Genomic DNA, 26,112 nt, shown 5'->3' with positions numbered 1-26,112 from the left:
AGACTTGGGAATTGCCCTGCGCCCGTCACAACATCTTGGGGGTCGCCCGCCTCAGAGCGGCGCCTGGTAAAAGGCTTTCGGCGCCCGCCCCTCGCCCAGGTCGGCAAGGAAGGCCCGGCCCGTGTCCAGCGCCTCGCGGATGGTCACGTCCATGTCGAGGTAGCGATAGGTGCCGAGGCGGCCGACGAAGGTCACGCCCGGGGTCTCCTCCGCCAGCCTGACGTAGTCGGCCAGCAGCGCCTTCTCCTCGACCTGGCGCACCGGGTAGTAGGGAATGTCGCCCGGTTCCGCCGCACGGCTGAACTCGCGGTAGCAGACCGAGCCCTCGTGGCTCTCCCACGGCGCGAAATGCTTGTGCTCGGTGACGCGGGTGTAAGGAACATCCACCTCGCCGTAATTCATCACCGCGCAGCCCTGGTAATCGCCCTCGTGGGTGAAGCGCTCAAAATCCAGCGTGCGGTAGCCAAGCCGGCCGAGCTCGTAGTCGAACCAGCCATCCAGCGGCCCGGAGTAGAAGACGTGGTCGTACTCATCGGCCTGCGAGCGGTCGAAAACAGTCTCTAACTTGACCGTAATGCCCTCGTGGTCGAGGATCTTGCCGATCATCGCGGTATAGCCGTTCTCGGGCATGCCCTGGAACTTGTGAAAGAAGTAGTTGTCGTCGTAGTTGAAGCGCACCGGCAGGCGTTTCAGGATCGAGGCGGGCAGTTCGGAGGGGTGACAGCCCCACTGCTTCATGGTGTAGCCCTTGAAGAAGGCCTCGTAGAGGTCCTTGCCCACGAAGCGCATCGCCTGTTCCTCGAAGGTCTGCGGATCCTCGATCGAGGTATCGGCCTGCTCCCCGGTGATGAAGGCATGGGCCTCCTCGGGGCGCATGGTCCTGCGGAAGAACTGGTTGATGGTGTGCAGGTTGACGGGGAGCGAATAGACCTCGCGGTCGCCCGAGACGCCCATCGAGGTGGTCTTGACCCGGTTCTTGTAGGGCAGGAAGGGCTCGAAGCCGTTCACGTAGTCCCAGACCTCGGCATCGTCGGTGTGGAAGATGTGCGGCCCGTAGATATGCACCATCACCCCGGTCTCGGCATCGCGCTCGGTGTGGCAGTTGCCGCCGATGTGCGACCGGCTGTCGACCACGGTCACCTCGTGCCCCTGCTCTGCCAGCATCCGCCCGATCACGGCGCCCGAAAGCCCCGCGCCCACCATCAAGAACTTGCCCCTGGACATGCCCATCCTTCCGCGACCTCAATTCACGAACCGCTTAAATAGAAAACAGCCGCGAGGCTCAATGGTTGATCGGGCCCTGCTCGGGCCCTGATCGCCGCGCGCCACCGCGGATTTCCGCCGCCCGCATCCTCGCCTGTTTGAGCGGGGCCGCTCCGGTGTATCATGCGCGGGACTCCGCTCCTCCCCCGAAAGGGTCTTCCCGATGCGACCGACCCCCCTTCTGCCTGCCGTGCTGGTCGCGGCCCTGATCGCCCTCCAGCCGGGCGCGAGCGCCGCGCAGGGCGGGCAGTGCAGCCTCGACGGCCTGTCGCTGGGCGCGGGGCAGCAGCATGTCTTCTACAGCGCCCGCAGCGTCCCCCTCGGCTCCGAATGCGCCGCCCTCGCCCAGCCGCGCAGCTGCGGGGCCGACGGGCTGAGCGGCAACGCCTCCTACCGCTATCACGACTGCATCGAACTCGAGGAGTTCATGGGCGTGAACACCAACCGCAAGCCGGGCGAGTTGGACCCGGCCCTGCTGGCCCGCACCGGCACCACCTGGATCCGCTCCAACGTCGAGGTGCTGACCTACAAGGACCAGCACGACGGCAAGGTGCAGAACCAGGCCAAGCTGGAGCGCTGGGATTTCGCCGACTGGGACACCTATACCGCCGCCGCCGATGCCGGGGAGCGCCGGGCGATCCTGAACCTGATGTGGGATTTCGAAGCCCGCGGCAGCCATCCCCCCCTGCCCGGCTCGCAGGAGGAAAAGGACCTCTTCGCCTATCTCGACCTCCAGATCCTCGACAAGCTGGCGCCCCACGTCGACATCCTGACCACCGGGAACGAACCCTTCGTCAACACGCTGGAAGAAGACTGGCACCCGCAGGAGGCCTATGGCGGCATCCCCATCGTGGTCTTCTACCAGCGCCTGACCGAGCACGTGGACGCCTATCTCGTCGACCGCGGGCTGCGCGACCAAATCAGTCTCTACATGGGGGCATTCACCCGGCTCCACACCGAGAAGATGCAGCGGCAGCCGGCGGTTCTGGCGCTGCTCGACTTCGCCGAGACGGCGCCCTATGTGGACGGGGTCGACATGCATACCCATGTCGTCAACGTCAACCAGATCGGCAAGGCGCTGGCCTTCGCCCGCGAGCATACCTCCAAGCCGATCGTGGTGACCGAGTTCACCTTCGTCTGGCGCATGAAGCAGGCCATCGAGGAAGGCGACCGGCTGGGGCCGCATTTTGCCAAGCGCTGGAGCCGCGACGCGAACGAGACCATCCACGACTACATGTCCTGCGAGGTCTTCGCCCTCGCCAAGGGCTGCCGCCGCAACGCGGGGGTCAGCAAGGCGGAATGGGACGACTTCTTCGCCACACGGGACTGGTACATCGACCACTTCATCCTGCAGGCCTACGACCTGTTCCGCCAGTACGGCGTGCGCGGCGCCACCTTCGGCCTGGTCCAGGGCACCCCGACCCGCCAGCAGCTGCAGCCGAACCGGCCGCCCTGGTACATGGGCTTCCTCTTCGCCGCCGCCGCCGTCCCGCCGGGAGCGGACGGCCAGCCGCAGCCGAACTACCAGTATCTCGACGACTTCCTCACCATCCAGCAGCAGCGCGCGGCACGGATAAGGCACTGAGGCCCCCTGCCGCCGCACCCGTCGGCGAAAACCTCCTGCAGACGTGCCCCGTGCTTGCGCCCGTCCGGCGCAGCGCCTAAGCACGTGTCCGACGAAAACACGACAGCCAAGGACCGTGATCGACATGTCTTTCCCTGCCGGCCAGAGCCGGAAGACCCTGATCTTCCACATCGGCGACCACAAGACCGGGTCGACCTCGATCCAGCTGGCCTTCGCACAGAACCAGGTGCGGCTGGCGAACGGTCCGGTGGCCTACCCCGCCCAGATCTCCAACAACTTCCTCGCCCAGCACTGCAAGGCCTATGCCGGCGACCGGCCCAAGGCCAAGGCCGAGGCGATCGAGACCTTCCGGCTGAAGGCCCGGCAGGTCGCCAACAGCGACGCGCCCTTCTGCCTGATCTCCGCCGAATCCCTCGAAGGGGTGCCCGCGGCGGTGCTCAAGGACGTCACCCGCGAGTTCTTCTCCGACAGCGCCGACGAGATCCGCGTGGTCGCCTATGTCCGCCCCCACGCCGCCCGCCTGCTGTCGAGCTTTACCGAGCGCACCAAGACCGGGGCGCCCCGGGTGGTTTCGGGCGACCTGCAGGGTCTTTTCGAACGCTCGCGCGAGGCCGGGGAATTCTTCTACCTCCCCCGCTTCAGTGCCTGGCGCGAGGCCTTCGGCGACAGGTTCCTGCTGCGCCCGATGATCCGCCCGGAACTCTACCGGGGCTCCGTGGTCGACGACTTCGTCCGCCACACCTTCGCGACCGAGGACTTCTCCATCACCGCCTCGAACCAGGCCAATGAATCCCTCGACATGGTCGACCTGATGCGCCTCAAGGTGCTCCAGGCCCGCATCCAGCAGAGCGCCGACCGGGACCTGCGCCGCACCGTCGGCTGGGAATTCGCGCGCATCCTGGGCACCCTGCCCCCGCCGGAGACCAAGACCAAGCTGCGCCTGCACCGGAGCCTCGCCGAAGACATCCGCGAGACCTACCTCGAGGATGCCCGGGCGATGGACCGGGAGTTCTTCGACGGGCGTCCCCTGCTCGAGACCGAGCTGAACCAGGCCGTCGAGAGCGCCGCTGCCGAGGCCCAGTCCACCGATCCGGCGGATTACCTCTCCGCCTCCGAGATCCGCTCCCTGACCATCCTCTCCGAGTTCATCTTCGAGATGCTCAAGGCGCCCAAGGTGAAGTGGTCTTCGTTCCTGCACAACAAGCGGGTCCTGGACGTGAAGAAGGCCAAGCTCTCCTGACCGTCCCGCCCCTCCCATCGGCACGCAGAACCAGGTCCCGCCCATGAAAGCCATCCTCTACTTCGGCCATCACAAGGTCGGCTCCACCGCGCTGCAGAGCTTTCTCTACCAGAACCAGGTGGCGCTGATGCGCCAGGGGCTGCTCTATCCCGGGGTCGATTTCGAGAGCCTGTCCCTCACCCTCGCGCGGCTGCTCGGCGAGCTGGATATCTCCGCCGATCAGGCGGCGGAGATGCTCGAGGCGCAGACCGGGCCGACCCCGATGAACGCCCGCGAGCCGCACAACGCGCTGGCCTTCCAGATGATCGCGCAGACCCACAAGGGCAAGGCACCGAACTGGCACCCCCTCCTGCCCGGCACCGGCCAGATGATCCGCGCCCTGCGCATGCAGCAGCGCTTCCTGCGGCCCTCGACGGTGGTGCTCTGTTCCGAGGTGATGTCGAACTTCGGCGCTGATCACCCGGAGCTGATCGACCGCGTGCGCGAGATCTACCCCGAGGCCGAATACAGTCTCTATTGCGTGCTCCGGCGGCCCGACGAGTACCTGGTATCCTGGCACGCCCAGCGGCTGCGCTTCGGCAACAAGCTGCTGCCGCTGAACGGCGGGGCACTCCAGACCTACATCCGCGGCATCCATTTCGACTACCGCAAGGTGGTGGAGCCCTGGCGCGACCGCTTCCCCGGCGCCACCCTGCACCTGCGCAACTACACCGACGTGCTGAAGAGCGGCGGATCGGTCGAGGACTTCTTCGCCGAGACCGGCCTCGAGATGCCCGCAGGCGCCATTCCCGCGGGCCGGGCCAACGAGAGCCTGCCGCGCGCCGCGATGGAAATCGCCCGGCGCGCCAACCAGGACCTCCCCCCGCGCGAGGCGCAGGAGATGCGCCAGTACCTGCTGACCTGCGACAGGCACGTCACCCCGGTGCCCAACCGCGATGTCGAGATGTTCGGCGCCGAGATCCGCGCCGACCTTGCCGAGCGTTTCGCGCCGATCCACGACTGGCTGTCGGCCGAGATCGGCCGCCCGTTCTTCCCCGATCTCGACGAGATGACCCGCACCCTCCCGGTCCCCGAGGCCGAGGCCACCGCCGACCTGCTGGCCAGGCTCCCGCTCTCCACGCTGCCCAACGAGACCCTGCGCAGCTTCATCCGCACCCTTGCACGGGAACAGGCCGCCTGATCCCGTGCCCCGGACGGGCAGCCGGACCCCCGGCTTTTGCCCTTGTTAGAGACTGATCATGATCACGCTCCAGAACATCATCTTCCCCGAACCGGCGATCTGCACCGAGCATCCGCTCTATTTCCACACCAGCGGACCGGCCGGCTTTTCCCAGAGCGAGGGCACGATCTGGCTCGGACAGGGCGGCACGGTGGCGCTGGACACCTACTTCAACCTGTTCAGCCTGTCGAAATGGATCCGGGCCTGCGACCTGCAGACCCTGCTGTTCGAGCTCTCCGGCAGCGGCCGGATCGAGCTGCGCGTCGTGCAGGCGATCTCCGAACGCTCGTGGGAGCTGCTGTTCTGCGACATCATCACGCTGGAGCCGGGCAGCCCGCAGGTGGTCGACCTCACCGACCTCATCATCCGCCCGGCGCAGAGCCTGATCTTCGTCGAGATCCGCTGCCTCGACCCCAAGGGCGTCCGGATCACCGGCGGGCGCTTCGCTACCCGTGACACCCCCGGCTCCGCCGAGGGGATCCTGCCGAGCCTCGCCATCTCGATCACCACCTTCAAGCGCGAGGAACAGGTGCGCGAGACGGTGGCCCGGCTGGAAGACTTCCTCGCCGGTTTTCCCTATGCCGACCGGATCCGCGTGCAGGTGGTCGACAATGGCGACAGCGCCGGGATCGCCGCGAGCGACAGGGTGGTGCCCTTCATCAACCCCAACTACGGCGGCGCCGGCGGCTTTGCCCGTGGCCTGCAGGAGGCCGAGAAGGCCGGCTTCAGCCACGTGCTCTTCATGGATGACGACGCCTCCTTCGACATGGAGAGCATCGCCCGCACCTACATGTTCCTGGCCTTCTCCAGAAACCCCAGGACCGCCGTCTCGGGCGCCATGATCAACAACACCCACAAGTGGGCCATGTGGGAGAACGGCGCCTGGTTCGACGGCTCCTGCCACCCGCTCTACTGCGGCACCGACCTGCGCAATCCGGCCCGGGTGATCGAGATGGAGCACGAGACCCTGAAGAACCGCCCGGCCACCCTCTACGGCGGCTGGTGGTTCTTCGCCTTCGCCATCGCCGAGGTCCGGCACCGCCCCTTCCCCTTCTTCGTGCGCGGCGACGACATCTCCTTCTCGCTGATGAACGACTTCGACATCACCACGCTGAACGGCGTGGTCTCGTTCCAGGACGATTTCTCCGAGAAGGAAAGCGCCCAGACCCTCTACCTCGACCTGCGCAACCACATCATCCAGCACCTGGTGACCCCCGGGCTCCAGCGCAGCGCCCTCGGCACCGCCAAGGTGCCGATCCGCTTCATCATGCGCTCGCTGCTGCGCTTTCACTACGAGAGCGCCGAGGCCCAGCTGCTGGCCTGGGAGGACGTGATGCGCGGCCCCGGTTTCTTCGACGACAACATCGACATGTCGCAGCGCCGGGCCGACATCAAGGCGATGATGCAGACCGAGGTCTGGGCCCCCGTCGACGCTGCCGCCATCCACGAGAAGAAGCGCCTGACCAAGCGCTCCCGCCCGCGCCGCACGCGGCTCGGGATCTATACTCTAAACGGGCATCTTGTGCCGTTTTCGCGCCGTCGCTGGGACCGGATCATGCTGACGATGGCCGACCGCGGCATCGTCTACCCGGCCTTCGGCGCGGCCGAGATCACCTACCTGAACGCCACCCGCGACAAGGCCTATACCGTCACCCAGTCCAAGGCGCGCTTCTTCTCGATCTGCTGGAAGATGCTGAAGATGACCCTGCGCTTCCGCCGCGAGTTCGACGCCCTGAAGGACACCTACCGCGGCGGCTACGACGAGCTGACGACGCCGGGCTACTGGGAACGCAAGCTGGCCTGAGCCCTCCGGCGCCGCGAGGCCTCTAGAGCATGGAGGCCTCGTGCACCGCGATGGCCTCCTCCAGGTCCTCGAAATAGGTCAGCCGGCCGTGCTCCAGCACCACCCCGGCGTTGCAGAACTGGCGGATCTGGTTCATCGAGTGGTTCACCATGATGGCGCTCGACTGCTTCATCCGGTCGGCGAAGATCGCCCGGCTCTTGCGCTTGAACACCGCGTCGCCCACCGCCGTGGTCTCGTCCACCAGGTAGGTGTCAAAGCGGATGCCCATGGAGGCGCCGAAGGCGAGGCGCGATTTCATGCCCGAGGAGTAGCTCCGGACCGGCATGTGGAAGAACTTGCCGAGCTCGGCGAAATCCTCGACGAAATGGATCAGGTCGTCGGTGTCCACCCCGTAGACCCGGGCGATGAAGCGCACGTTCTCCGCCCCGGTGAGGTCGCGGTGGAAGGAACCGCCGAAGCCCACCGGCCAGGAGATGGTGCCATCGCTGACGATGCGCCCGGAGTCGGGCCGGATGGTGCCCGCAATCATCTCTAACAAGGTGGATTTGCCCGCCCCGTTGCGCCCCATCAGCGCCAGCGACTTGCCCGAGGGCAGCGTCAGGCTGAGGTTGTCGATCACCACCCGCTTCTCGCCGCGCACCCGGAAGCTCTTGGTCAGGTTTTCGAAACGGATCACGGCGAAACCTCCGGTCTCGCCGCGGGTCGGCACTGCCGGCCCTCCATTCCGGGAACCACGCCGCCCCCCATGCCCTCAGCTCCGGTCGCGGATCGAGTAGTAGATCAGCGCCATGATCGACCAGGCCAGCACCAGGAACAGGGCCGCCAGCGCGATGATGATCGGGCGGCGGGGATATTCCGAGGTATGGGCCAGGGTCGGCTCCACGTAGGTGGCAAGGTAGCGGCTCTGCCGCTTGGCGTCGTCGCGGGCCACCTGCATCGCGGTCAGCGCGGCGCGATAGGTCTCCTCGGCATAGCTGGCGTCCACCGTCAGGCTCTCGAACTCGGCAATCAGCTCGGGGTAGTTCTCACCCACCGCGCCGGTGTCGGTATTGTCGCTGGTGAAGGTCTGCCGCTCGCTCTGGATGCGTTCCCGGATCACGTCGATGCGCTGCTGCGCCTTGGTCACCCGCGGGTCGCTGTCGGCGGTGGTGGTGCGCAGCAGGTCGTATTCGATCAGCGCCTCGGCCAGCTGCTGCTGCAGGCTGTTCATCACCCCCATGCGGCCCTGGATGTCGGCTGCCGGGTCGACGATGCGGGTCCGGGTCCGGAAATTGGTCAGCGCCTGCCGCGCCTCCTTCAGCCGCGACACCGATTCCTCCAGATCCTCCCGCGCATAGCGCAGGGCATCCTCGCGGGCCTGCGTATTCAGCGTGTTGATCCGCTCCTGGCTCTGTTTCAGCACCTCCCGGGTGATCCGCCGGGCGGTGTCGGGGTCGAAGGCCACCGCGCTGACCTCGATCAGGCCGGTGCTGGAGTCATAGGCGACCCCGACGATGCGGTTCCAGTACCAGACCAGGTCCTCGGTGGTGGCCTCGGGCCAGATGCCGAACACCCAGTCCCGCGGCCAGACCTCGGCGTAATGGGCGCGCAGGTCCACCTCGCGGTCGACGGCCTCGACCATCTCCTGGCTCTGGATGAACTCGTAGAGGATGTCGCTGTCCGAAACGGTCGAACTCCCGGCGAACTGCGCCAGCCCGCCCAGCAGCTCGGTGGCACCGCCGCTCTCCTGGCTGCGCACGGTAAAGCCGGTGGTCGAGAGATACTGGTCGGTGGCATAGATCCAGAGGTAGAGGATCACCGCCGCCAGCGGTGCCAGCACCAGTGCCACGAAGCTGGCGACCAGCCCCCAGTGGCGCTTCCTCATCCGGGCCGGCCGGGCGATGGGCTGGACCTCGATGACCGAGGCGGCCTGCTCCTCGGCGCGGGCCAGTGCCTTGCGCATCTTCTTCTCCGCCTTGCGCTTGGCCTTGCGCGCGGCCCGGGCCTCCGGGTCCATGGCGGGCACGGGCGCCGCCTCCTGCTCCGGCGCGACCGCCTCGTCGGCCACGACTTCCTGCAGCCTCGCCCGGCGGACGCGGCGGACTCCCTTGCCGGCCGGGCCGGCTGCCCTGGGGGTGCGGTTCATGCGGTCGCTTTCCTGCCTGTCCCGGCCCCGTCGGAATGCGAAGCCGTTTGTATTCTGCCCCCTTTTCTTACATAAGCGGCAGGGTAAACGCCAGCCGGGACACGCTTTCATGGCCGCTCTTCCGCCGCCGCTTTCCCCTTCTCCGCCCCCCGCCCTGCCGCCCGCCAACGCCGGCAGGCGGCGCTTTGCCACCCTGCGCACGGTGCTGGCGCTGATGCTGCGCGAGATGTCGACGCGCTACGGCAATACCCCCGGCGGCTATGTCTGGGCCATCCTCGAGCCGCTCGGCGCGATCCTGGTGCTCAGCGTCGGCTTCTCCTTGGTGCTGCGTTCACCTTCGCTCGGCACCAGCTTCCTGCTGTTCTACGCCACCGGCTACCTGCCCTTCTCCCTGTTCAACAGCATCTCCAACACCACCGCGCGCGCCCTTAACTTCTCGCGGGCCCTGCTGCGGTATCCTGCCGTCACCTGGCTCGACGCGGTGCTCGCCCGCTTCCTGCTCAACACGCTGACCTCGGTGGTGATCGCCACCCTGCTCTGCGGCAGCATCCTCATCCTCGAGGACGCCCACGCCGCCCTCGACGCCCCCCCGGTGATCGAGGGCTTCGTGCTCACCATGCTGCTCGGGCTCGGCGTCGGCACGGTGAACTGCGCCCTGATCGGGCTGCTGCCGGTCTGGGAGGTGGCATGGTCGATCATCACCCGCCCGCTGTTCCTCGCCTCGGGCGTGCTCTACATCTACGAGGACCTGCCGCAGATGGCCCGGGACATCCTGTGGTACAACCCGCTGATCCATGTCATCGGGCTGATCCGCACCGGCTTCTACCCGACCTACGCGGCGGCCTACGTCAACACGCTCTACGTGCTCGGCCTGTCGCTGGCGCTGCTGGCGATGGGGCTGATCCTGCTGGGCCGCTACCACCGCGACATCCTCAACAGCTGACCCGTTTCGCGCCGCAACAGAGCCTGTTCAGCGCCGTTCGGCCATCTCCAGGACCCGGGCGTGATCGATCCCGGTCCGCCGCAGCAGCCCGTCCCGCACCGCCGCCCCCAGCAGCCGCAGGAAGGCGCGGCGCTCGCCGGAATGGTGGCGCACCTTCGACAGCCACTTGGGCAGCACCGCCAGCAGCGCCAGCCAGAAGAACGGCCCCGCCGCCATGCGATAGAGGATCAGTAGGTTACGGTGGTAGTAATAGACCTTCCACAGCGGCAGGAACCGCCCGCGCTGGCCGTTGAAGGTCGATAGGTCATGCTCGAAGGACACCTCCGGCGCGAACCAGAGCCGTCCGCCCGCCTTGCTGAGCCCCAGCGTGTAGATGCCGTCCTCGCCGTAGACGAAGAGGCTGCCGTCCGGGTAGCCCGCCCGCTCCACCGCCGCACGCGACAGGAACAGGCCCACGAAGGAGGCGACATCCACCGCCCGCCCCGGCCCGGCATAATCCTCCGGTTCGATGTGAAAGCCGCCGCGCCCGCCGCCCAGCAGCGTGCGGCGGAACTCGCGCCCGTGCCAGAAGGGGTTGCGCGAGGGGCGGTTCATCTCGCAGATCTCGCCGCCCGGGAAATAGACCGCCGCCACCACTCCGTCGCAACCGCTCTTGTCGAGCCGGTGAAAGGCGGCCAGCGCCCCGGGGCGCGGGCGAGCGTCGTCGTCCATCACCACGATCCAGTCCGGGGCCAGCCCCGCCATGGCAAAGCGCATCCCCGCCTCGAAGCCGCCAGCCCCGCCCAGGTTCGAGGCATTGGGCCGCAGCACCAGCCGCGGGTCGTCCAGCGTCGCCAGCCAGTCCCCGGTGCCGTCGGTCGAGGCATTGTCGACCACCACCACCGCCGCCAGGTCCTCCGCCGGGGCCTCCAGCAGCCGCGCCAGCGTCGCCTGCAGCTTCTCCAGCCGGTTGTAGGTCACCACCACCGCCACGAGGCGCTGCGGTCCTGTCTGCGCGTTGTCCATGCCTGCCTGCTCTTCTTCTCTGCCGGGGGCAAAACTCACAAATCGGCCTGCGAGTCAACGCGGGGGCGCTGTCCCCGTCGCCGCAGGCGGCGACTCCCCCGGGATATTTGGGACCCAAAGAAGCAGCCCCGCGCCCGCCCTTCTTTGGGGTCCAAGTATCCCGGGGGTGAATTGGCCGCAGGCCAAGAGGGGGCAGCGCCCCCGAAAACGCCCTCGGATCAGAGCGTTGAGATTTGACAGGGGCGGCGGGGCAGGGCACCAAGTCCTTATGAAAACCGCTCTCGTCACCGGCTCGGCCGGCTTCATCGGCTACTTCCTCTCGACCCGGCTCATGGAGCTCGGATGGCGTGTCGTGGGGCTCGATGCCTTTTCCGATTACTACGACGTCCGGCTGAAGGAACGCCGCCAGGGGATGCTGTCGCAGTCCGGGCAGTTCGCGCCGGTGCGCGCGCGGCTGGAGGAGCCGGGGCGGCTGATAGCGCTGTTCGAGGATTACCGCCCCGAGCTGGTGATCCACCTCGCCGCGCAGGCCGGGGTGCGCTACTCGATCGACAACCCGCGCTCCTACGTGGAGTCGAACCTCGTGGGCACCTTCGAGCTGCTGGAGGCGGCGCGAGCCTTTCCGCCCGAGCACATGCTGCTGGCCTCCACCTCCTCGGCCTATGGCGCCAATACCGAGATGCCCTATCGCGAGGTCCAGAAGGCCGATCACCAGATGTCCTTCTACGCCGCGACCAAGAAGGCGACCGAGAACATGGCGCATTCCTATGCCCATCTCTATGGCCTGCCGACCACCATGTTCCGCTTTTTCACGGTCTACGGGCCCTGGGGCCGGCCCGACATGGCGCATTTCAAGTTCACCCGGGCGATCCTGAACGGCGAGCCGATCGACGTCTACAACCACGGGAAAATGAGCCGGGACTTCACCTATATCGACGACCTGGTCGATGGCATCTGCGCGCTGATCGCGGCGGTGCCCGGCGACGCGCCGGTCTCGGAGCGGGATTCCCTGAGCCCCGTGGCGCCCTTCCGGGTGGTGAACATCGGGGCCTCGACACCGACGCCGCTGATGGAGTTCATCGAGGCCATCGAGGCCGCCTGCGGGCGGGAGGCCGAGAAGGTGATGCACCCGATGCAGCCGGGCGACGTGCCCGCCACCTGGGCCGATACCGGGCTGATCGAGGATCTGACCGAGTTCCGCGCGCAGGTGCCGGTGCGCGAAGGGGTGCAGCGCTTCGTCGACTGGTACCGGGACTATTACGGGGTGTGACGTAGGCTTGGAAGCCGCGTCACACCCCGGGCTTAATCCGGAGTCCCGCTGAGGGAAGCCCTGGGGTCGGGGCCCCGGATCAAGCCCGGGGCGGTGGGGAGGCTGGGGCGGTGGGGAGGATCATCCGGAACACGTCTTTTCAATGACTTACGGGAAAAATGTTTCGCGCGCGAAACATTTGGTTTTCGAGATGTGTTTGGGAGAGGGGCGGCGCCCGGGGCTTGCCTCAGAGCCTCTTGAGGCGAGCGGCGTCATTTGCCTGCGAGGCCCCGGGGCAAGCCTGGGGCGTGGTGCGCGGAAAGTCAGAAAGTCATATTAAATGATTTCAATGGGTTAGCGGAAATTTGTTTCGCGCGCGAAACATTCCATTATCGGAATGCATTAGCGCGCCTTCAGCCAGGCCTGCAGCGCCGAGAAGAGCTCGGGCGAGACGCCGGCGCCGCTGAGCTGGATGCGGCCCTGCGTCCGGTCATAACTCACCTCCACCGCGCCCTTCAGCCGATGGGCCACGCCCTCGGCGTCGAGTCCGGTGACCCGGGGGGCGGGAGCGGGGCCGCGCGGGGCGGCCTCGGACTTGCGCTCGGGGGCAGGGACAGGGGCCGGGGCGAGGCCGGAGAAAGGATCGCCCGCCCCGCGCTGGCCCGCCAGCGCCGCGGAGAGGCGGTCGAGTTCGTCTTGCGCGCTCCGCGCCGGGGGATCGATCAGCGCCGAGACCAGGCGCGACTTGAAGCGGTGATCCTCCGACAGGGTCCGCGACAGCTCCAGCCCCAGCTTCTCGGGGATGCTGGTGGGGAACTGCAGCAGGGAATCCAGCGCCTCGACCAGCGGGATGAAGCTGTTGATCTTGGAGCGCTTGGAGCGCGAGACAGAGTCAAACAGCCCCTGCAGAGCCGCTTTCTGCGTCGGGTAGAGCCCCGCGCCATAGGCGCGCAGGGCGATGCGTGCCCGCTCGTAATGCGAGAGGTTGGCGCGGATCTCGTTTTCCTCGACCATCGCCACATAGGCCGCCTGCATGTTGTCGGGCGCGACGATGCGGGCGCGCACGGTGGCAAAGCGCGGATCCTCCGGCGCCTCGTGATGCAGCCGGGTGAGGGCGGTGAGGCGGCGCCAGCCCGAGATCAGGCCGTGGGTCTTGCCGTCCTTGGGCCCGGAATAGGCGATGACCTCGATCGGCGTCTGCTGGCCGCGGGCCCGCAGGGAGGAGATGAGCGCGCCCATCTCCTCCTCGTCCTGCACCAGGCGGTCGCGCATCAGGTAGCCCTGGTCGATCACCCCGAGCGGCAGCGCCTCGATCAGGCGCCCCTCGCTGCGGGCGCTGGAGAGGGCGGCGGAGAGTTCGTCGAGCGCGGCACGGGTGGCCGCCTCGCCCGCCACCTGGGCGATGGGGGCGCTGCCCATCCCCGCCATCGAGGGCGAGAGGGCCGGGCGGCTGCCGGCGGAAGGGGCCGGGGCGGCGGCGAGGAAGCCGTCCTGCGCCGGGGTCAGTCTCTTGCGTTTGGCCATGTGATCTCCTCTTCCCGCCCTTTGTCAGAGTCTTCTGAACAGGCTCTAAACAGCGCGTTCGCTGGTTGCGGCCTGCCCGCTTTCCTCGTCCCGATCCTTCTCGTCGCGCCGCCAGATGCCCAGCAGCAACCGTTTGAAGGCGGCATAGGTTTCGTCGAATGTCTCGCGGCCGCGGGCATAGGTCTCGCGGTTGAAGTCGCGGTAGTCGGCCTCGTAGATGCCCGAGACCTGCTCGCCCGCCTGCCCGATGAGGGCGGTGAAATCCTGCTTGTGCGGGCTGAGCGTGCGCCCGAGGTAGGCCTGCATCAGCGCCGAGAGCTCGCCCTGCTGGGCCCCGTCATAGCGGGTGATGACCGCGCGCACCGCGTCCCATTCAAAGGCCAGCCCCTCGCGCCCCAGCGCCCGGGCGGCGATGTTCTCGCCCTCCTCGATGCTGTTGAAGGTCGAGTGCAGCATGTCGAAGAAGCGGCCCGTGGAGTCGAACTCGAGGAAGGAGGCGCCGAGCGGCACCAGCAGGATGTCGGCGGCGGCAAGCCCGTTGATGGTCAGGTAGCCAAGCGCCGGGGGGGTGTCGATGAAGACCACGTCGTACTGGTCGAGCACCCCGTCGGCCTCGAGCCGGTCGGTGAGGGCATCCCAGAGCTTCCAGCTGCGCGCCTGCATGCGCCAGACCGGGATCTGGAACTCGGCCCAGTAGAGGTTCAGCTGGGCGCCGATCAGGTCGATGTTGGGCCAGTGGGTGGGCTGGATGATGTCCCTGGCGGTCATGTCCAGCGCCGCGCTCAGCGCCTCGTCGAGCGGCTGGGGCGCCTCGCCCCGGTCGAGCCGGCGCTGGTTGTCGGCGCGCAGGTGCTCGCCGTAGTGGCGGGCGAGGAGAGGGAAGGCGGTCTGCCATTCGTCCTCGACGCGGCCGCCGAAGATCGAGGTCATGGAGCCCTGGCTGTCGAGGTCGATCACCAGCACCTTGTAGCCGTCGAGGGCGGCCGACATGGCGAGATGCGCGGCGGTCGAGGTCTTGCCGACGCCGCCCTTGAAGTTGGCCACGGCGACCATCTTGGCGGGCAGCCCCTCGGGGCGGTAGGGCAGGTAGTTCTTGGCCTTGGACCCCTGCGCGCCGAAGAAGCTGCGCAGGCGCAGCACCTCGTCGAGGGTGAACCACTTGGCGCCGCCCTCGGATTCCGACAGGCCCTGGGGCAGCTCGGGGTTCTGTTTCAGCACGCGGCGGAAATGGGCCTGGGCCACGGGGATCAGGTAGCGGGTGATCTCCCAGGTCGAGAACAGGCGCAGGCTCTTGCGGCCCTCCGCGTCGAGCCCCCGGCTGGCGAGGTCGGCCCGGCCCCGGGCGCAGGCGGCGGCGATCTCGGCGAAGCCCCCGGTGGAGGTCGGTGCCTCCAGCTCGGCCAGCGCGGTGTCGGGGTCGATGTTGAAATAGGGCGGCAGAGCGCTCTGCGGAAAAGCGGTGTCCTTGGCCATGATCCTGCTCGATGTGCTGTGTTTTGGTCAGACTACCACAAAAGACAGCACATGGAAGAAAAAGGCGCACGCCCTGCCGATTTCCCTGGTTTTTCTCAGCAAATTAGCGGTGCGCAGGGGCAGTTTACCCCGGTTTTCGCGGGCGTGCGGATTTTTTTCTCAAGTTATAATCCTGTTATTTAGTGTTACGGAGATCCGGCCGCGCGCATCCAGCCTTGAAAACAAGGGCAGGGCGGCGGCTTTCGGGGCAGGGGGTGACTCTGAACCCCCGATAAAATGACTCTGTTCCCCCGATCCTCCGACTCCGAACCCCCGTTGTGCGGCCATGTGGATAACTCTAGGCTGGGTGTCATTGAAACCACGATCGCGAGTCGGGGAAACCGGCCGTGAAAACGGGCAGTGGGAGCAGGCAGTGACAGCAGCAGCCGCAGGCGGCGACGGGCTTTTGCCCGATCGTCATCGCCAGGGGGATTTCTTCCTCTGCGACATCTTCGATGCGATCCCCAAGGATGACATCGCCAGCATGGAGCACCCGATCTTCTCGCTGGCGACGCGGCCCGACCGGCGCATCCTCTCCTACGAGCACAACGGCACGCAGATCGAGGTGATCCCCTCGGTCAAGGGGCTGGCGACGATCCACGACAAGGACATCCTGATCTTCTGCATCTCCCAGCTGATGGGGGCGATCAACGCGGGGAGAAAGGTCAGCCGCACGCTGCAGCTCAAGGCGCACGACCTGCTGGTCGCCACCAACCGTGAGACCTCCGGCGATGCCTACCGCCGCCTGCGCGAGGCCTTCGAGCGGCTGGCGGGCACCCGCATCACCACCAATATCGTCACCGGCGCGCATGAGGTCACCACCGGCTTCGGCCTGATCGAGAGCTGGGAGATCGTGCGCAAGACGCGCGGCGGGCGCATGGTCAGCGTGGCCGTCACCCTCTCGGAGTGGCTCTACCGCGCGGTGCTGGCGAAATCGGTGCTCACCCTCAGCCGCGACTACTTCCGCCTGAGAAAGCCGCTGGAGCGGCGCATCTACGAGCTGGCCCGCAAGCATTGCGGTCGGCAGGACAGCTGGCGCGTCTCGGTCGACACGCTGCTGAAGAAATCCGGCTCCGCCTCGCCGCGCCGGGTGTTCCGCGCCATGCTGCGCGAGATGATCAAGTCGGGCCACCTGCCCGACTACGCGATGGCCGAGGAGGCGGGCGACCTCATCCGCTTTACCCAGAAACACCCGGTGACCGAGATGCCGCCCCCGGTGATCAGCGACAGCGCCCGCGCGCAGGCCCGTGACCTGGTGCCCGGGGTCGATGTCTACGGCCTCGAGGCCGAGTGGCGCGCCGTCTGGGCCCGCACCGGCGGCCAGCGCCTGAGAAAGCCCGACGCCGCCTTCCTCGGCTGGGTCAGGAAGCGGGCGGGGGGCTGAGCATGGACGCGGACCATGACCGAGGGGCCGTGAAACCCTCGTTTCTCGTCAGTTTTCCGAGGTCGGGGAGCAACTTTCTCCAGAATGTCCTGAGCAAGTCGTGCCAGGTGGCGGCCCGCTCCATCTACGCGGCAAACCCGGCCGAGGTCGAGGGCGGCAATCTGAAATCCCACGCGCCCACCCCGGAGTACCTGGCCGACGAGGTGACGCGGCGCCTAGGAGATGCCGCCCCGCAGGGTCATGTTCCGGTGATCTGGCTCGTGCGCGACCCCCGGGACGCGATGATCTCCTTCTACGAATATTCCCGACACCGTCTTGGGATGGAGCTTGACCAGACGCGGTTCTGCACCGATTTTGACTGGTTTCTGGCCGCGCCCATCGACCGGACCTGCGAGCGCCGGACGCTCCAGTCTCCGCTGACCGTCATGGAGGCCTACCGGCTGCATCTGGCCAGATGGCAGCAGGAGCACGCGGCGGGACGGGTTCTGTTGGTGCGCTACGAGGAGCTTCTTGTGCGGACCGAGGAGGTTTTCGCCGCGATTGCTGGGGCTCTCGGCCTGCCTGCCCCTAACCGGCTGGAGGGGATCGAGGAAAAGGTATCGCAATATTCGGACGACGGCCGGGCGCGGGGCACATCCGGGGCCTGGAAGCAACACCGCGAGACCTACGCCGAGATCATCGCCCGGGTCGAGGCGGCCTTGGGGTCGGAGATGGAGTGCCTCGGCTATCTGGTCTCCCCTGGCGGGGCAAAACCCTGGCGGTGGCTGCCGCGCCTAGGGCGCAGGGACTGAGGGAGAACCTCCAAAGGCAGAACAATCGGGGCTGGAAGATGCTTTTGTTGTCACGCGGGCCTCACCCGTCCCGGTTGCGCCGCTGGGAGTGCTGCAACGGATGACAGGGCCCGGGGTGCTTGCTAAGGAAGCCGCAGAGTGACGAGGTATTGAGTAAGCATGCAGATTGAAGACACTGCCCTGCCGGGCGTGAAGATCCTGACGCCGAAACGGTTTGGCGACGCGCGCGGCTTCTTCAGCGAGAGCTGGAACCGGCGTACGCTGGAGGGGCTCGGCATCGGGTTCGACTTCGTGCAGGACAACCATTCGCTCTCGGCAGCGGTGAACACTGTGCGCGGCCTGCATTTCCAGGCGCCGCCCCATGCCCAGGACAAGCTGGTGCGCTGCGGGCGGGGAGCGCTGTTCGACGTGGCGGTCGACATCCGCCGGGGCTCGCCCACCTACGGGCGCTGGGTCGGGGTGGAGCTGAGCGCCGAGAACGGCCGCCAGCTGCTTGTGCCCGCGGGCTTCCTGCATGGCTTTGCCACCCGCACGCCCGAGACCGAGGTGATCTACAAGTGCACCGACTACTACGAGCCCGAGTGTGACGGGGCGGTGCGCTTTGACGACCCGGGCATCGGCATCGACTGGGGGCTGACCGGCGTGGCGGTGCTCTCGGACAAGGACGCGGCGGCGCCGCTGCTGAAGGACTTCGACAGCCCCTTCGTCTGGGAGGGTGCGCAATGAAACTTGTCGTCACCGGGGGGGCGGGTTTCATCGGATCCGCCGTGGTGCGCCGCGCGGTGCGGGCCGGGCACGAGGTGGTGAACGTCGATGCGCTGACCTATGCCGCCTGTCTCGACAACGTGGCCGAGGTGGCCAAGGCGCCCAATTACACCTTTCTCGAGGCTGATATCCGCGATCGCCGGGCGATGGACACGCTGCTGGCAGAGCATCACCCGGATGCCATCATGCACCTGGCCGCCGAGTCCCACGTGGACCGCTCGATCGACGGGCCGGGCACCTTCATCGAGACCAATATCACCGGCACCTACACCCTGCTCGAGGCCGCGCGCGCCCATTGGGTCGCCCGCCGCCGTCCGGCGCAGTTCCGCTTTCACCATATTTCCACCGACGAGGTCTTTGGCTCGCTCGGGGTCACGGGGCAGTTCACCGAGGAGACGCCCTATGACCCGCGCTCGCCCTACTCGGCCTCCAAGGCCGCCTCGGACCATCTGGTGCGCGCCTGGCACGAGACCTACGGGCTGCCGGTGGTGCTGACCAACTGTTCCAACAACTACGGCCCCTTCCACTTCCCGGAAAAGCTGATCCCGGTGGTGATCCTGAACGCGCTCGCCGGCAAGCCGATCCCGGTCTACGGCGCGGGCGAGAACGTGCGCGACTGGCTCTACGTGGAAGATCACGCCGAGGCGCTGCTGCTGGTGGTGGAGAAGGGAGCGGTGGGCCGCTCCTACAACATCGGCGGCGAGAACGAGGCGCGGAACATCGACCTTGTGCGGATGATCTGCGCGATCCTCGATGCCAAGCGCCCGGGGGCCGCGCCTTACGCCGGGCAGATCACCTTTGTCACTGATCGTCCGGGGCACGACGCGCGCTATGCCATCGATCCCACGCGGATCCGCGAGGAACTGGGCTGGCGGCCCTCGGTCACGCTGGAACAGGGGCTGGAAAAGACGGTGCAGTGGTACCTCGACAACGAACCCTGGTGGCGGGCGCTGCAATCCCGCGCCGGGGTGGGCGAGCGGCTGGGAGTGAAGGCGTGAGGATCGCGGTCTTCGGCAGGACCGGGCAGGTGGCGACGGAATTGCAACGGCAGGCGCCCGGCGGTGTCACGCTCGACATGATCGGGCGCGATGCCGCGGACCTGGCCCGTCCCACCACCGTTCTGGAGGCCCTGCGCGCGCGCGATGTGGACGCCATCATCAATGCCGCGGCCTATACGGCGGTCGACCGCGCCGAAACCGAACCTGGCCTCGCAAGCGCCATCAACGGCGCTTCCGTGGGCACCATGGCCGAACACGCTGCGGCCCGGGGAATTCCCTTCGTCCATATCTCCACCGACTACGTCTTTGACGGAACCGGCGAGGCCCCCTGGCGCCCCGGCGATCCGACCGAACCGCTGGGGGTCTACGGGCAAAGCAAGCTTGCGGGCGAGGCGCTGACCCTCAACGCGGGCGGCATCCATGCCATAATCCGCACCTCCTGGGTGGTTTCGGCCCATGGGAGCAACTTCGTGAAGACCATGCTGCGGCTGGGGGCCGAGCGGGACGCCCTGCGCGTGGTGACCGATCAGGTCGGCGGGCCGACACCGGCGGCGGATCTGGCGCGGGCCTGCCTGGCCGCCGCCCAAGGGCTGGCCGACCCCGGCAAGAGCGGCACCTATCACTTCGCCGGCGCGCCGGATGTGAGCTGGGCGGGGTTCGCCCGCGAGATCTTCGCCCAAGCCGGGATTGCCTGCGCGGTCGAGGAGATCACGAGTTCGGACTATCCCACCCCGGCGGCGCGGCCGAAGAATTCGCGGCTCGATTGTACCTTGTTTGAGACTGTTTTTGACATGCCCCGGCCCGACTGGCGGGCGGGGCTCGACGATATTCTGAAGGAATTGGGAGCCGTCCGACATGGTTGAACGCAAGGGCATCATTCTCGCCGGGGGCTCGGGCACGCGGCTCTACCCGATCACCATGGGCGTCAGCAAGCAGCTGCTGCCGATCTATGACAAGCCGATGATCTACTACCCGCTGACCGCGCTGATGCTGGCGGGGATCCGCGAGATCTGCGTGATCACCACGCCGCAGGACCAGGACCAGTTCCGGCGCACGCTGGGCGACGGCAGCCAGTGGGGCGTGTCGCTGACCTACGTGGCGCAGCCCTCGCCCGACGGGCTGGCGCAAGCCTATATCCTTGCCGAGGAGTTCCTTGCCGGTGCGCCGAGCGCGATGGTGCTGGGCGACAACATCTTCTTCGGCCACGGGCTGCCCGAGCTGATGGCGCGGGCCGACACACAGCCGGAGGGCGGCACCGTCTTCGGCTATCACGTGGCCGACCCGGAGCGCTATGGCGTCGTCGCCTTCGACAAGGCGGGCGCGGTGCAGGAAATCATCGAGAAGCCCGCCGTGCCACCCTCGAACTACGCGGTGACCGGGCTCTACTTCCTCGACGGCACGGCCCCCGCGCGGGCGCGGCAGGTGACCCCCTCGGCGCGGGGCGAGCTGGAGATCACCACGCTTCTTGGCATGTACCTCTCCGAGGGGCTGCTGAAGGTCGAGACCATGGGGCGCGGCTATGCCTGGCTCGACACCGGGACCCATGCCTCGCTGCTGGATGCGGGCAACTTCGTGCGCACGCTGGAGGAACGGCAGGGCCTGCAGGCGGGCTGCCCGGAGGAGATCGCCTTCAACCGGGGCTGGATCGACGCCGACCAGCTGAAGGCGCGCGCCGAGATGTTCGCCAAGAACACCTACGGCAGCTACCTGGCGGGACTGTTACGCGATTAGAGCCTGTTTTCGGGCCTGCGCACCTAGGCATCCAGGCTGAGGTCGCGCCCGGTGTCCGACACGAAGCGGTTCTCGGCCAGGTAGGTGCGGGCGGCGCGGAAGGCGTTCAGCGCGATGCGGCGCTGTTCGCCCGGATCGGCCAGGATCCCGCGGGTGACCTCCTCGAGATCGGAGAAATCCCATTTCACCGGCAGGTAGGTCTCGCCGGGCAGGTAGAGATCCGGCAGGGTCTCGAGATGGGCCATGTCCGGCTTGACCAGCACGGCCCCGGTCATGAAGGCCTCGAGGTCGCGCCAGCACAGCTCTCCATAGCCGAAGGGGCTCCAGCACAGGCGGGCGCGGCGCATCTCGTCTAGGAACTCGGCCTGCGGGATCCGGCCGTCCGGGGTGAGGGTGACCCCGTCGAGAGCCCTGGCGGCCCGGTCGGCCTCGGCGCGCATCGCCGAGTACCAGGGGGTGCCCTTGACCGCGAGCCGGGAGTGCAGATCGATGGGACGGTCGGAGAACGAGGGCTCGGGCCCGAGGAAGCCGTCGCTGAGATAAGCAGCGGTCAGGAAGTTCGGCACCAGGCGCAGCCGGTCCAGCAGTTCGGGGGGCACCTGCCAGTCGGTCGGTTCCTGGTCGATGCCGTAGAGCGCGCCGTAATACTCGGAGAGATTGGTGTCCCCGGAGGGCATGGGGCGCAGGAACTGGCCGCGATCACGGAACAGGGCCTTGCGCAGGTAGACGTCCACGTGGGGGGCGACGGCGCGGCCGTAGCGCAGGTCGCACTGGGCGAAGGGGTCGAGGAAGATCATCCGCGCGCCGGGGTGGCGCTCCCGGTAGCGGGCGAAGGCGGTGTCCAGGTACGCGTCGGTGGCGGAGAGCCAGGGCTGGACCAGGACGACATCGGCCGCCGGCCCCGTCTGCCCTTTGAGGAAGTTCTCGACCGGGAGAGCGCGGACATGGGCGCCGAACTGCGCCGCGAAGGCCCCGGCGAAGCGGAAGAAGGGGTAGACCTGCGACCAGCCGATCGGGTTCGCGTGATAGTAGACGAGGACCCGGAGCCGGGCCCGGGCCGGAAAGCCCCCGCCCAGGGCCGAGCCCAGGACGGTATGGACGCCGCGAGAGAACCGGTGCCTGGCGATCCCCTCGCGCAGGGAGAAAAAAGTATTCTTTATCATGGTACTGGTCAGGATCTCGCCATTGCCGCGCCGCCGCTGCATAGCGCATTTCCGGGCCCGGGTCGACCGAGCGGCGCGAGCCCCCGGCGGGAGCTCAGCCGATGGGCAGGTCGCTGGAGCCGTAGGCGACATCCTCGCTGACGATCCCGGCCGAGAGCGAGGAGCTGCCCAGGGTGTCGAGGCTGGTGCTGCCATGCCCGGCGGTGATGGCGAGGGTCACCGTGTCGGTGTTGTAGTTGACCACAAGGCGGGCGTCGTAGGCGGCGCCGAGGCCGGTGATCTCGTAGTCGTCGAGCCGGCCGATCAGCTCGTCCACCTCGATCAGGGTGAACTCGCCCGCGCCGCCGGTATAGTCGCTGAGGTCGATCGAGAGCGTCCCGTTCAGCGAGACGCCCGATTTCACGCCCGAGTCCTCCCACTTGCCGCTGTGGAATTCCTCGATGGTGCTGACCCCGGCGGCATCGGCGATGAAGCTCAGGATGCTCGAGTCCTCGAGGCTGAGGAAGGCGAGGCCGTTGTCGTCGTCGCCGTCGAAGCCGATAACGGCGCTGGAACCGGTGACCCGCAGCTCGCTGCCCGCGGTGACGTGGTAGCTGCCGCCGTCGGTGGCCAGGATGGTCTGCCCGTCGCTGGCGACCAGCAGGGTGGAGCCGGTGACGTCGCCGGTGTTGGCGAACCGGCCGCCCTCGACCTCGATGGTCAGCTGGTCGCGGTCGCTGTAGCCGTCCATCCAGAACTGGCCGGCGCTCAGGGTGCGGATCAGCCCGCCCTCGCTGCCGACCGAGAGCGTGTCGTCCACCGTCAGGCGGCCGTAGTTCACGTAGAGTTCGCCGCCGTCGCCGAGGTCGAGGTTGGCCAGCGTGGTGGTGGCGCCGTAGTGCACCCAGTTGCCGTTCAGGTCGACGCTGTCGCCGTCCTCCGGCACGGTCTCGCTGTCCCAGTTGATGCTGTTGCCCCAGCGCATGCCCGAGGCCAGCGCATTGGGGATGAAGGTATGGCTGGTGGCGCTCGCGTCGCCGTCGATCTCGATGCCGAAGCCTTCCTGGAACCAGGCCACGATGGTTTCCGCGGTGATGGTGTCGTCGAGGTCGGTGTCGGCCAGCGCGATGAGATAGGCCATCAGGTCGCTGATGGTGGCATCCGGGTCGCCCAGCAGAGCGGCGGCATAGAGCTGGATCGTGGTCTGGTCGGCCGAGCTGGAGTCGACGCCCGCGGTATCGGTCTCGTTGCCCCAGTTGTAGACCACCGTGTCGTTGTAGGTGGTGTCCTGTTCGATGTTGAGCGCGTAGTTCAGCTTGTCCTTCTGGGCCTGTTCCTCGGCGTTGTTCGGATCGGCGAGATGGGCGATGAGATTGTCCAGATAGGTCGTCCCGTAGCTCTTGTCCCAAGCGCCTGCGGTGTATGCTCCTACCAGATAGTAGTTGTTCTCCTTGCCTGCACCGGAGGTAATCACGTTGTCTGCAATGAAGCTGAAGTTGCCGATGGGGCCATTGTTTTCATGGTCGAGGCCACCATAGATGCCACCAAACACCCCCAAACCAATGTTGTTATCGAGTAAAAGGTTTCCTTCGACATAGGCACCACCCCGAAGTTGAACTCCGAAGGAAGAGCCTTGTGCCGATATGTTGTTCGTGAATGTGACGTCGGTGGTATTGTACTGTATGTAAACGTTATGACTATGTCCGCTGGCTGGCATGCCGTATTCTGTTGACCCATTCGGATCGTAGCCGTCCTCCCAGCCGTTGTGCCAGAAGATGTTGCCGTCGAGCAGTAGCCCGGTGGTTCCGGATGAATAGAGGCCTTGAGTAAAGCCGGTCCAAGTGTCGCCCTCAGGGGTTTCGAGAACCACGTTGGCGATCTCGGAATCCCGCACGGTGAGCCCCGAGCCGTCCTTCAGGGTCATCATCCCTTCGCTGTAGATATCGTTGAAGATAATGTTGTTACCATTCAGGGAGATAACTTCATCGGCGAAGGCGACGTCGTCGAATACGATGTATTGGCTATCCTCCTGAAATATATAGACTTTTTCGCCAAGGACCGGCCGATCGCCCTCGCCCCAGGACGAGATGTAGATCGGGTGCAGCGCATCCTCGCCCGAGATGCCGCGGCTGATCAGCCGCGAGTTGTCGCTGCCGCCGATGTCATCGTAGGTATAGCCCTTCTCGAACAGCAGCCAGTGCGAGCTCTCGCCGTCTTCGCGGGTGATCCCGTACCAGAGTTCCAGGCCGATGTCGGCGGCGAGGGCGGTGTCCTCGGTGGCGCCGTACTCGGGGTGGTCCGCCAGCCATTCGGCGGTGACGGCGCTGGCGTCGATGCCCTCGATCCTGGCGATGTCCGCGGCGGTCAGCCCGTCCTCGCTGGCGGTGACATAGACCTTGCGGTGGGTCTCGCCGGTCTCGACGATCAGGTCGCCGTTGTCGTCGGTCTCGAGCATGTAGTGCTCGCCGAAGCCCCAGCCGGCAGCCTCTTCGGGTTCGGCCACGTCGAGGGTCACGGTCTGGGTCTTGATGGCCCCGTTGCCGTAGGTGACCTCGATGTCGAAGGAGAGCGAGCCGCTGTAGTCGCTGCCCGAGAGGACCACGGCGAGCGTGTTGTCGGGGTTGACGGTGACATTGCCCACCTCCGGGTCGCCCAGCGCGCTGATCGAGGCGATGTTGCGGTCGGTCACGATCTCGAGGGTGGTGACCATGCCGCCGGAGACCGAAACGGACTCGCCGAAGGTCAGCGGGGTCGTGGCCAGCGCGTCGGATTCGGTGCTCTCCGCACTCTCGCCGGAGAGGGAGGCGCCGGAGCCCATGGCGATACCTGAGTCGACACCGGTTTCGACAACCGTTTCGACGCTGGTTTCCAGCGTCGGGCTGGCTGCGGCGGATTCTGGGGCGGCGGCCGTGCTGACGCCCGAGTCGGTGAAGATGTTGTCGGCCTGTGCGGTGGTGCCCGAAGAAGCGCCAGAGGTGGTTCCCGTCGAGACCGAAGAGGTCGAGGCCATCGCGCCGCCACCGGAGGAGACCGAGGGGGCGGGGAGAGCGGCGTGCTGCAGCGCACCAGCGGTGTCGTGGAACAGGTTGCGCCAGGTGCCCGGGCTGACCGGTTCGGCCCCGGTCGCCACCGCGGCGACGGCATCCGCGATGATGTCGGCGGCGGCGATGCCGTGGGATCCGGCCCCGGTGCCGGCAGCCGGGGCCCCGGCGAGGAAAGCGGCGAGGGCGCTCTGCGGGGCGGTGCCTGCCTCGGCCGACGCACTGTCTGAAACGGGCTGATTTGTCACTGCAGACTCTGTATTCGAGTCTGTAGCAGAGTCTGCGCCAGACTCTGCACGGGCGGTTTCGGCAGCGACGGCGGGGGTTCCGGCAAAGGATTTGCCCTCGGGGGCGGTTTCGCCGTTCCAGGAGGCATCGCGCTGCGGGCGGGTGGCCGCGACGGCCGCGGCCGCGGTTCCCGCGGCGGCGATGCCGGCAAAAAGGGCAATCAGTTCTTCGGAGCGTCGGCGATCTGGGTGGGAGGCGAATCGATCCCGGAAGGTGGTGATGTTACCGTGCATACAATGTCCCGTTCGTTTCCCGCCCGGCCTGGCCCGTGTCCCTGCGGGCCTGTGCCTGCTGCATCCCATTCGGTCGCTTCCGCGTCCTGTCATGCCGTGGGAAACCCCCACGGACGTCGCGACGACCGAAGGGCAGTCTCGCCGCCAAAAACGGCCAAACTGGTGTGAAAATGTGGAAAAGATGCGCTGTGTCTGTCCGATTGCAGCAAATCCTCCCGCGCCCGCGAAACCGCGGGTGCGGGAGGCAAACTGCCAGACTGCCCCAAGTCT

Annotated in this window: 21 protein-coding genes; 13 read left to right on the top strand and 8 right to left on the bottom strand. The window is 67.1% G+C overall.

Features of this window, described 5'->3' with window-relative positions; all coding sequences use genetic code 11:
- Positions 1-51: 51 nt before the first annotated feature.
- On the bottom strand, positions 52-1,224 hold the full coding sequence (gene glf, locus DDT93_RS25480; RefSeq protein WP_198654974.1) for a UDP-galactopyranose mutase: 1,173 nt from the start codon (positions 1,222-1,224) through the stop codon (positions 52-54).
- Positions 1,225-1,426: 202 nt separating this feature from the next.
- Between glf and DDT93_RS25475 the strand changes: the two genes are divergently transcribed.
- From DDT93_RS25475 to DDT93_RS25460, 4 genes are all read left to right on the top strand, one after another.
- Positions 1,427-2,848 carry a hypothetical protein gene (locus tag DDT93_RS25475; protein WP_109468744.1) on the top strand — a complete coding sequence of 474 codons (1,422 nt, stop codon included), beginning with the start codon at positions 1,427-1,429 and terminating at the stop codon, positions 2,846-2,848.
- 124 nt (positions 2,849-2,972) lie between these two features.
- Positions 2,973-4,088 carry a hypothetical protein gene (locus tag DDT93_RS25470; RefSeq protein WP_157960300.1) on the top strand — a complete coding sequence of 372 codons (1,116 nt, stop codon included), beginning with the start codon at positions 2,973-2,975 and terminating at the stop codon, positions 4,086-4,088.
- Between the two features lie 43 nt (positions 4,089-4,131).
- Positions 4,132-5,268, top strand: a complete 1,137-nt coding sequence (locus tag DDT93_RS25465; protein WP_109468742.1) for a hypothetical protein — start codon at positions 4,132-4,134, stop codon at positions 5,266-5,268.
- A gap of 58 nt (positions 5,269-5,326) precedes the next feature.
- On the top strand, positions 5,327-7,111 hold the full coding sequence (locus tag DDT93_RS25460) for a glycosyltransferase (protein WP_109468741.1): 1,785 nt from the start codon (positions 5,327-5,329) through the stop codon (positions 7,109-7,111).
- A gap of 22 nt (positions 7,112-7,133) precedes the next feature.
- Here DDT93_RS25460 and DDT93_RS25455 read toward each other — a convergent pair whose 3' ends face one another.
- Positions 7,134-7,787 (bottom strand): ABC transporter ATP-binding protein, encoded by a 654-nt coding sequence (locus DDT93_RS25455; protein WP_109468762.1) that lies wholly within the window; start codon positions 7,785-7,787, stop codon positions 7,134-7,136.
- Between the two features lie 75 nt (positions 7,788-7,862).
- Entirely contained in the window at positions 7,863-9,236 is a 1,374-nt protein-coding gene (locus DDT93_RS25450) for a sugar transporter (protein WP_232825577.1), read from the bottom strand.
- 109 nt (positions 9,237-9,345) lie between these two features.
- Here DDT93_RS25450 and DDT93_RS25445 point away from each other — a divergent pair, with 109 nt between their 5' ends.
- Positions 9,346-10,179, top strand: coding sequence for an ABC transporter permease (locus DDT93_RS25445; RefSeq protein WP_109468740.1), 834 nt, complete (start codon positions 9,346-9,348; stop codon positions 10,177-10,179).
- Between the two features lie 27 nt (positions 10,180-10,206).
- Here the strand turns inward: DDT93_RS25445 and DDT93_RS25440 are convergent, their stop codons facing one another.
- The gene (locus DDT93_RS25440; protein WP_109468739.1) at positions 10,207-11,184 is read right to left on the bottom strand and encodes a glycosyltransferase; all 978 of its coding nucleotides are present in this window, start codon (positions 11,182-11,184) and stop codon (positions 10,207-10,209) included.
- A 268-nt stretch (positions 11,185-11,452) separates the two neighbouring features.
- Here DDT93_RS25440 and DDT93_RS25435 point away from each other — a divergent pair, with 268 nt between their 5' ends.
- The gene (locus tag DDT93_RS25435; protein WP_109468738.1) at positions 11,453-12,454 is read left to right on the top strand and encodes an NAD-dependent epimerase/dehydratase family protein; all 1,002 of its coding nucleotides are present in this window, start codon (positions 11,453-11,455) and stop codon (positions 12,452-12,454) included.
- A gap of 381 nt (positions 12,455-12,835) precedes the next feature.
- Here the strand turns inward: DDT93_RS25435 and DDT93_RS25430 are convergent, their stop codons facing one another.
- Positions 12,836-13,957: a ParB/RepB/Spo0J family partition protein gene (locus DDT93_RS25430; RefSeq protein ID WP_109468737.1), complete on the bottom strand. Its 1,122-nt coding sequence runs from the start codon at positions 13,955-13,957 to the stop codon at positions 12,836-12,838.
- 45 nt (positions 13,958-14,002) lie between these two features.
- On the bottom strand, positions 14,003-15,430 hold the full coding sequence (locus DDT93_RS25425; RefSeq protein WP_109468736.1) for an AAA family ATPase: 1,428 nt from the start codon (positions 15,428-15,430) through the stop codon (positions 14,003-14,005).
- Here DDT93_RS25425 and DDT93_RS26645 point away from each other — a divergent pair.
- The 7 genes from DDT93_RS26645 to rfbA all read left to right on the top strand — a co-directional run bounded on the left by DDT93_RS26645 (position 15,429) and on the right by rfbA (position 21,138).
- On the top strand, positions 15,429-15,710 hold the full coding sequence (locus tag DDT93_RS26645; protein ID WP_157960299.1) for a hypothetical protein: 282 nt from the start codon (positions 15,429-15,431) through the stop codon (positions 15,708-15,710). The genes DDT93_RS25425 and DDT93_RS26645 overlap by 2 nt on opposite strands.
- A 132-nt stretch (positions 15,711-15,842) precedes the next feature.
- Entirely contained in the window at positions 15,843-16,853 is a 1,011-nt protein-coding gene (locus DDT93_RS25420; RefSeq protein WP_232825576.1) for a replication initiator protein A, read from the top strand.
- A 2-nt stretch (positions 16,854-16,855) separates the two neighbouring features.
- Positions 16,856-17,644, top strand: coding sequence for a sulfotransferase family protein (locus DDT93_RS25415; protein ID WP_109468734.1), 789 nt, complete (start codon positions 16,856-16,858; stop codon positions 17,642-17,644).
- Between the two features lie 159 nt (positions 17,645-17,803).
- Positions 17,804-18,370, top strand: coding sequence for a dTDP-4-dehydrorhamnose 3,5-epimerase (rfbC, locus tag DDT93_RS25410; RefSeq protein ID WP_109468733.1), 567 nt, complete (start codon positions 17,804-17,806; stop codon positions 18,368-18,370).
- The gene (gene rfbB, locus DDT93_RS25405; protein WP_109468732.1) at positions 18,367-19,407 is read left to right on the top strand and encodes a dTDP-glucose 4,6-dehydratase; all 1,041 of its coding nucleotides are present in this window, start codon (positions 18,367-18,369) and stop codon (positions 19,405-19,407) included. Before rfbC ends, rfbB begins: the two co-directional genes overlap by 4 nt.
- Positions 19,404-20,270 carry a dTDP-4-dehydrorhamnose reductase gene (gene rfbD, locus DDT93_RS25400; protein ID WP_109468731.1) on the top strand — a complete coding sequence of 289 codons (867 nt, stop codon included), beginning with the start codon at positions 19,404-19,406 and terminating at the stop codon, positions 20,268-20,270. The genes rfbB and rfbD overlap by 4 nt, the downstream gene beginning before the upstream one ends.
- Positions 20,263-21,138 (top strand): glucose-1-phosphate thymidylyltransferase RfbA, encoded by an 876-nt coding sequence (gene rfbA / locus DDT93_RS25395; protein WP_109468730.1) that lies wholly within the window; start codon positions 20,263-20,265, stop codon positions 21,136-21,138. Before rfbD ends, rfbA begins: the two co-directional genes overlap by 8 nt.
- A gap of 23 nt (positions 21,139-21,161) precedes the next feature.
- Here rfbA and DDT93_RS25390 read toward each other — a convergent pair whose 3' ends face one another.
- Entirely contained in the window at positions 21,162-22,301 is a 1,140-nt protein-coding gene (locus DDT93_RS25390) for a glycosyltransferase (RefSeq protein ID WP_157960298.1), read from the bottom strand.
- 94 nt (positions 22,302-22,395) lie between these two features.
- Positions 22,396-25,569: a hypothetical protein gene (locus DDT93_RS25385; protein WP_157960297.1), complete on the bottom strand. Its 3,174-nt coding sequence runs from the start codon at positions 25,567-25,569 to the stop codon at positions 22,396-22,398.
- Between the last annotated feature and the right edge of the window lie 543 nt (positions 25,570-26,112).

Origin of the sequence: Albibacillus kandeliae (assembly GCF_003116585.1) — a bacterium.
Classification (GTDB): domain Bacteria; phylum Pseudomonadota; class Alphaproteobacteria; order Rhodobacterales; family Rhodobacteraceae; genus Albibacillus; species Albibacillus kandeliae.
Note: the sequence above shows the minus strand (reverse complement) of the source record. Positions and strands in the feature narration are given on the sequence as shown.

What these genes read in the sequence shown, in the direction of transcription:
- rfbC (WP_109468733.1), top strand. Translation starts at nt 17,804, where the DNA reads ATGCAGATTGAAGACACTGCCCTGCCGGGCGTGAAGATCCTGACGCCG.
- DDT93_RS25390 (WP_157960298.1), bottom strand. Translation starts at nt 22,301, where the DNA reads ATGATAAAGAATACTTTTTTCTCCCTGCGCGAGGGGATCGCCAGGCAC.
- glf (WP_198654974.1), bottom strand. Translation starts at nt 1,224, where the DNA reads ATGTCCAGGGGCAAGTTCTTGATGGTGGGCGCGGGGCTTTCGGGCGCC.
- DDT93_RS25435 (WP_109468738.1), top strand. Translation starts at nt 11,453, where the DNA reads ATGAAAACCGCTCTCGTCACCGGCTCGGCCGGCTTCATCGGCTACTTC.
- DDT93_RS25475 (WP_109468744.1), top strand. Translation starts at nt 1,427, where the DNA reads ATGCGACCGACCCCCCTTCTGCCTGCCGTGCTGGTCGCGGCCCTGATC.
- DDT93_RS25440 (WP_109468739.1), bottom strand. Translation starts at nt 11,184, where the DNA reads ATGGACAACGCGCAGACAGGACCGCAGCGCCTCGTGGCGGTGGTGGTG.
- rfbB (WP_109468732.1), top strand. Translation starts at nt 18,367, where the DNA reads ATGAAACTTGTCGTCACCGGGGGGGCGGGTTTCATCGGATCCGCCGTG.
- DDT93_RS25460 (WP_109468741.1), top strand. Translation starts at nt 5,327, where the DNA reads ATGATCACGCTCCAGAACATCATCTTCCCCGAACCGGCGATCTGCACC.
- DDT93_RS25465 (WP_109468742.1), top strand. Translation starts at nt 4,132, where the DNA reads ATGAAAGCCATCCTCTACTTCGGCCATCACAAGGTCGGCTCCACCGCG.
- DDT93_RS25445 (WP_109468740.1), top strand. Translation starts at nt 9,346, where the DNA reads ATGGCCGCTCTTCCGCCGCCGCTTTCCCCTTCTCCGCCCCCCGCCCTG.
- rfbA (WP_109468730.1), top strand. Translation starts at nt 20,263, where the DNA reads ATGGTTGAACGCAAGGGCATCATTCTCGCCGGGGGCTCGGGCACGCGG.
- DDT93_RS25430 (WP_109468737.1), bottom strand. Translation starts at nt 13,957, where the DNA reads ATGGCCAAACGCAAGAGACTGACCCCGGCGCAGGACGGCTTCCTCGCC.
- DDT93_RS25425 (WP_109468736.1), bottom strand. Translation starts at nt 15,430, where the DNA reads ATGGCCAAGGACACCGCTTTTCCGCAGAGCGCTCTGCCGCCCTATTTC.
- DDT93_RS26645 (WP_157960299.1), top strand. Translation starts at nt 15,429, where the DNA reads ATGATCCTGCTCGATGTGCTGTGTTTTGGTCAGACTACCACAAAAGAC.
- DDT93_RS25450 (WP_232825577.1), bottom strand. Translation starts at nt 9,236, where the DNA reads ATGAACCGCACCCCCAGGGCAGCCGGCCCGGCCGGCAAGGGAGTCCGC.
- DDT93_RS25415 (WP_109468734.1), top strand. Translation starts at nt 16,856, where the DNA reads ATGGACGCGGACCATGACCGAGGGGCCGTGAAACCCTCGTTTCTCGTC.
- DDT93_RS25470 (WP_157960300.1), top strand. Translation starts at nt 2,973, where the DNA reads ATGTCTTTCCCTGCCGGCCAGAGCCGGAAGACCCTGATCTTCCACATC.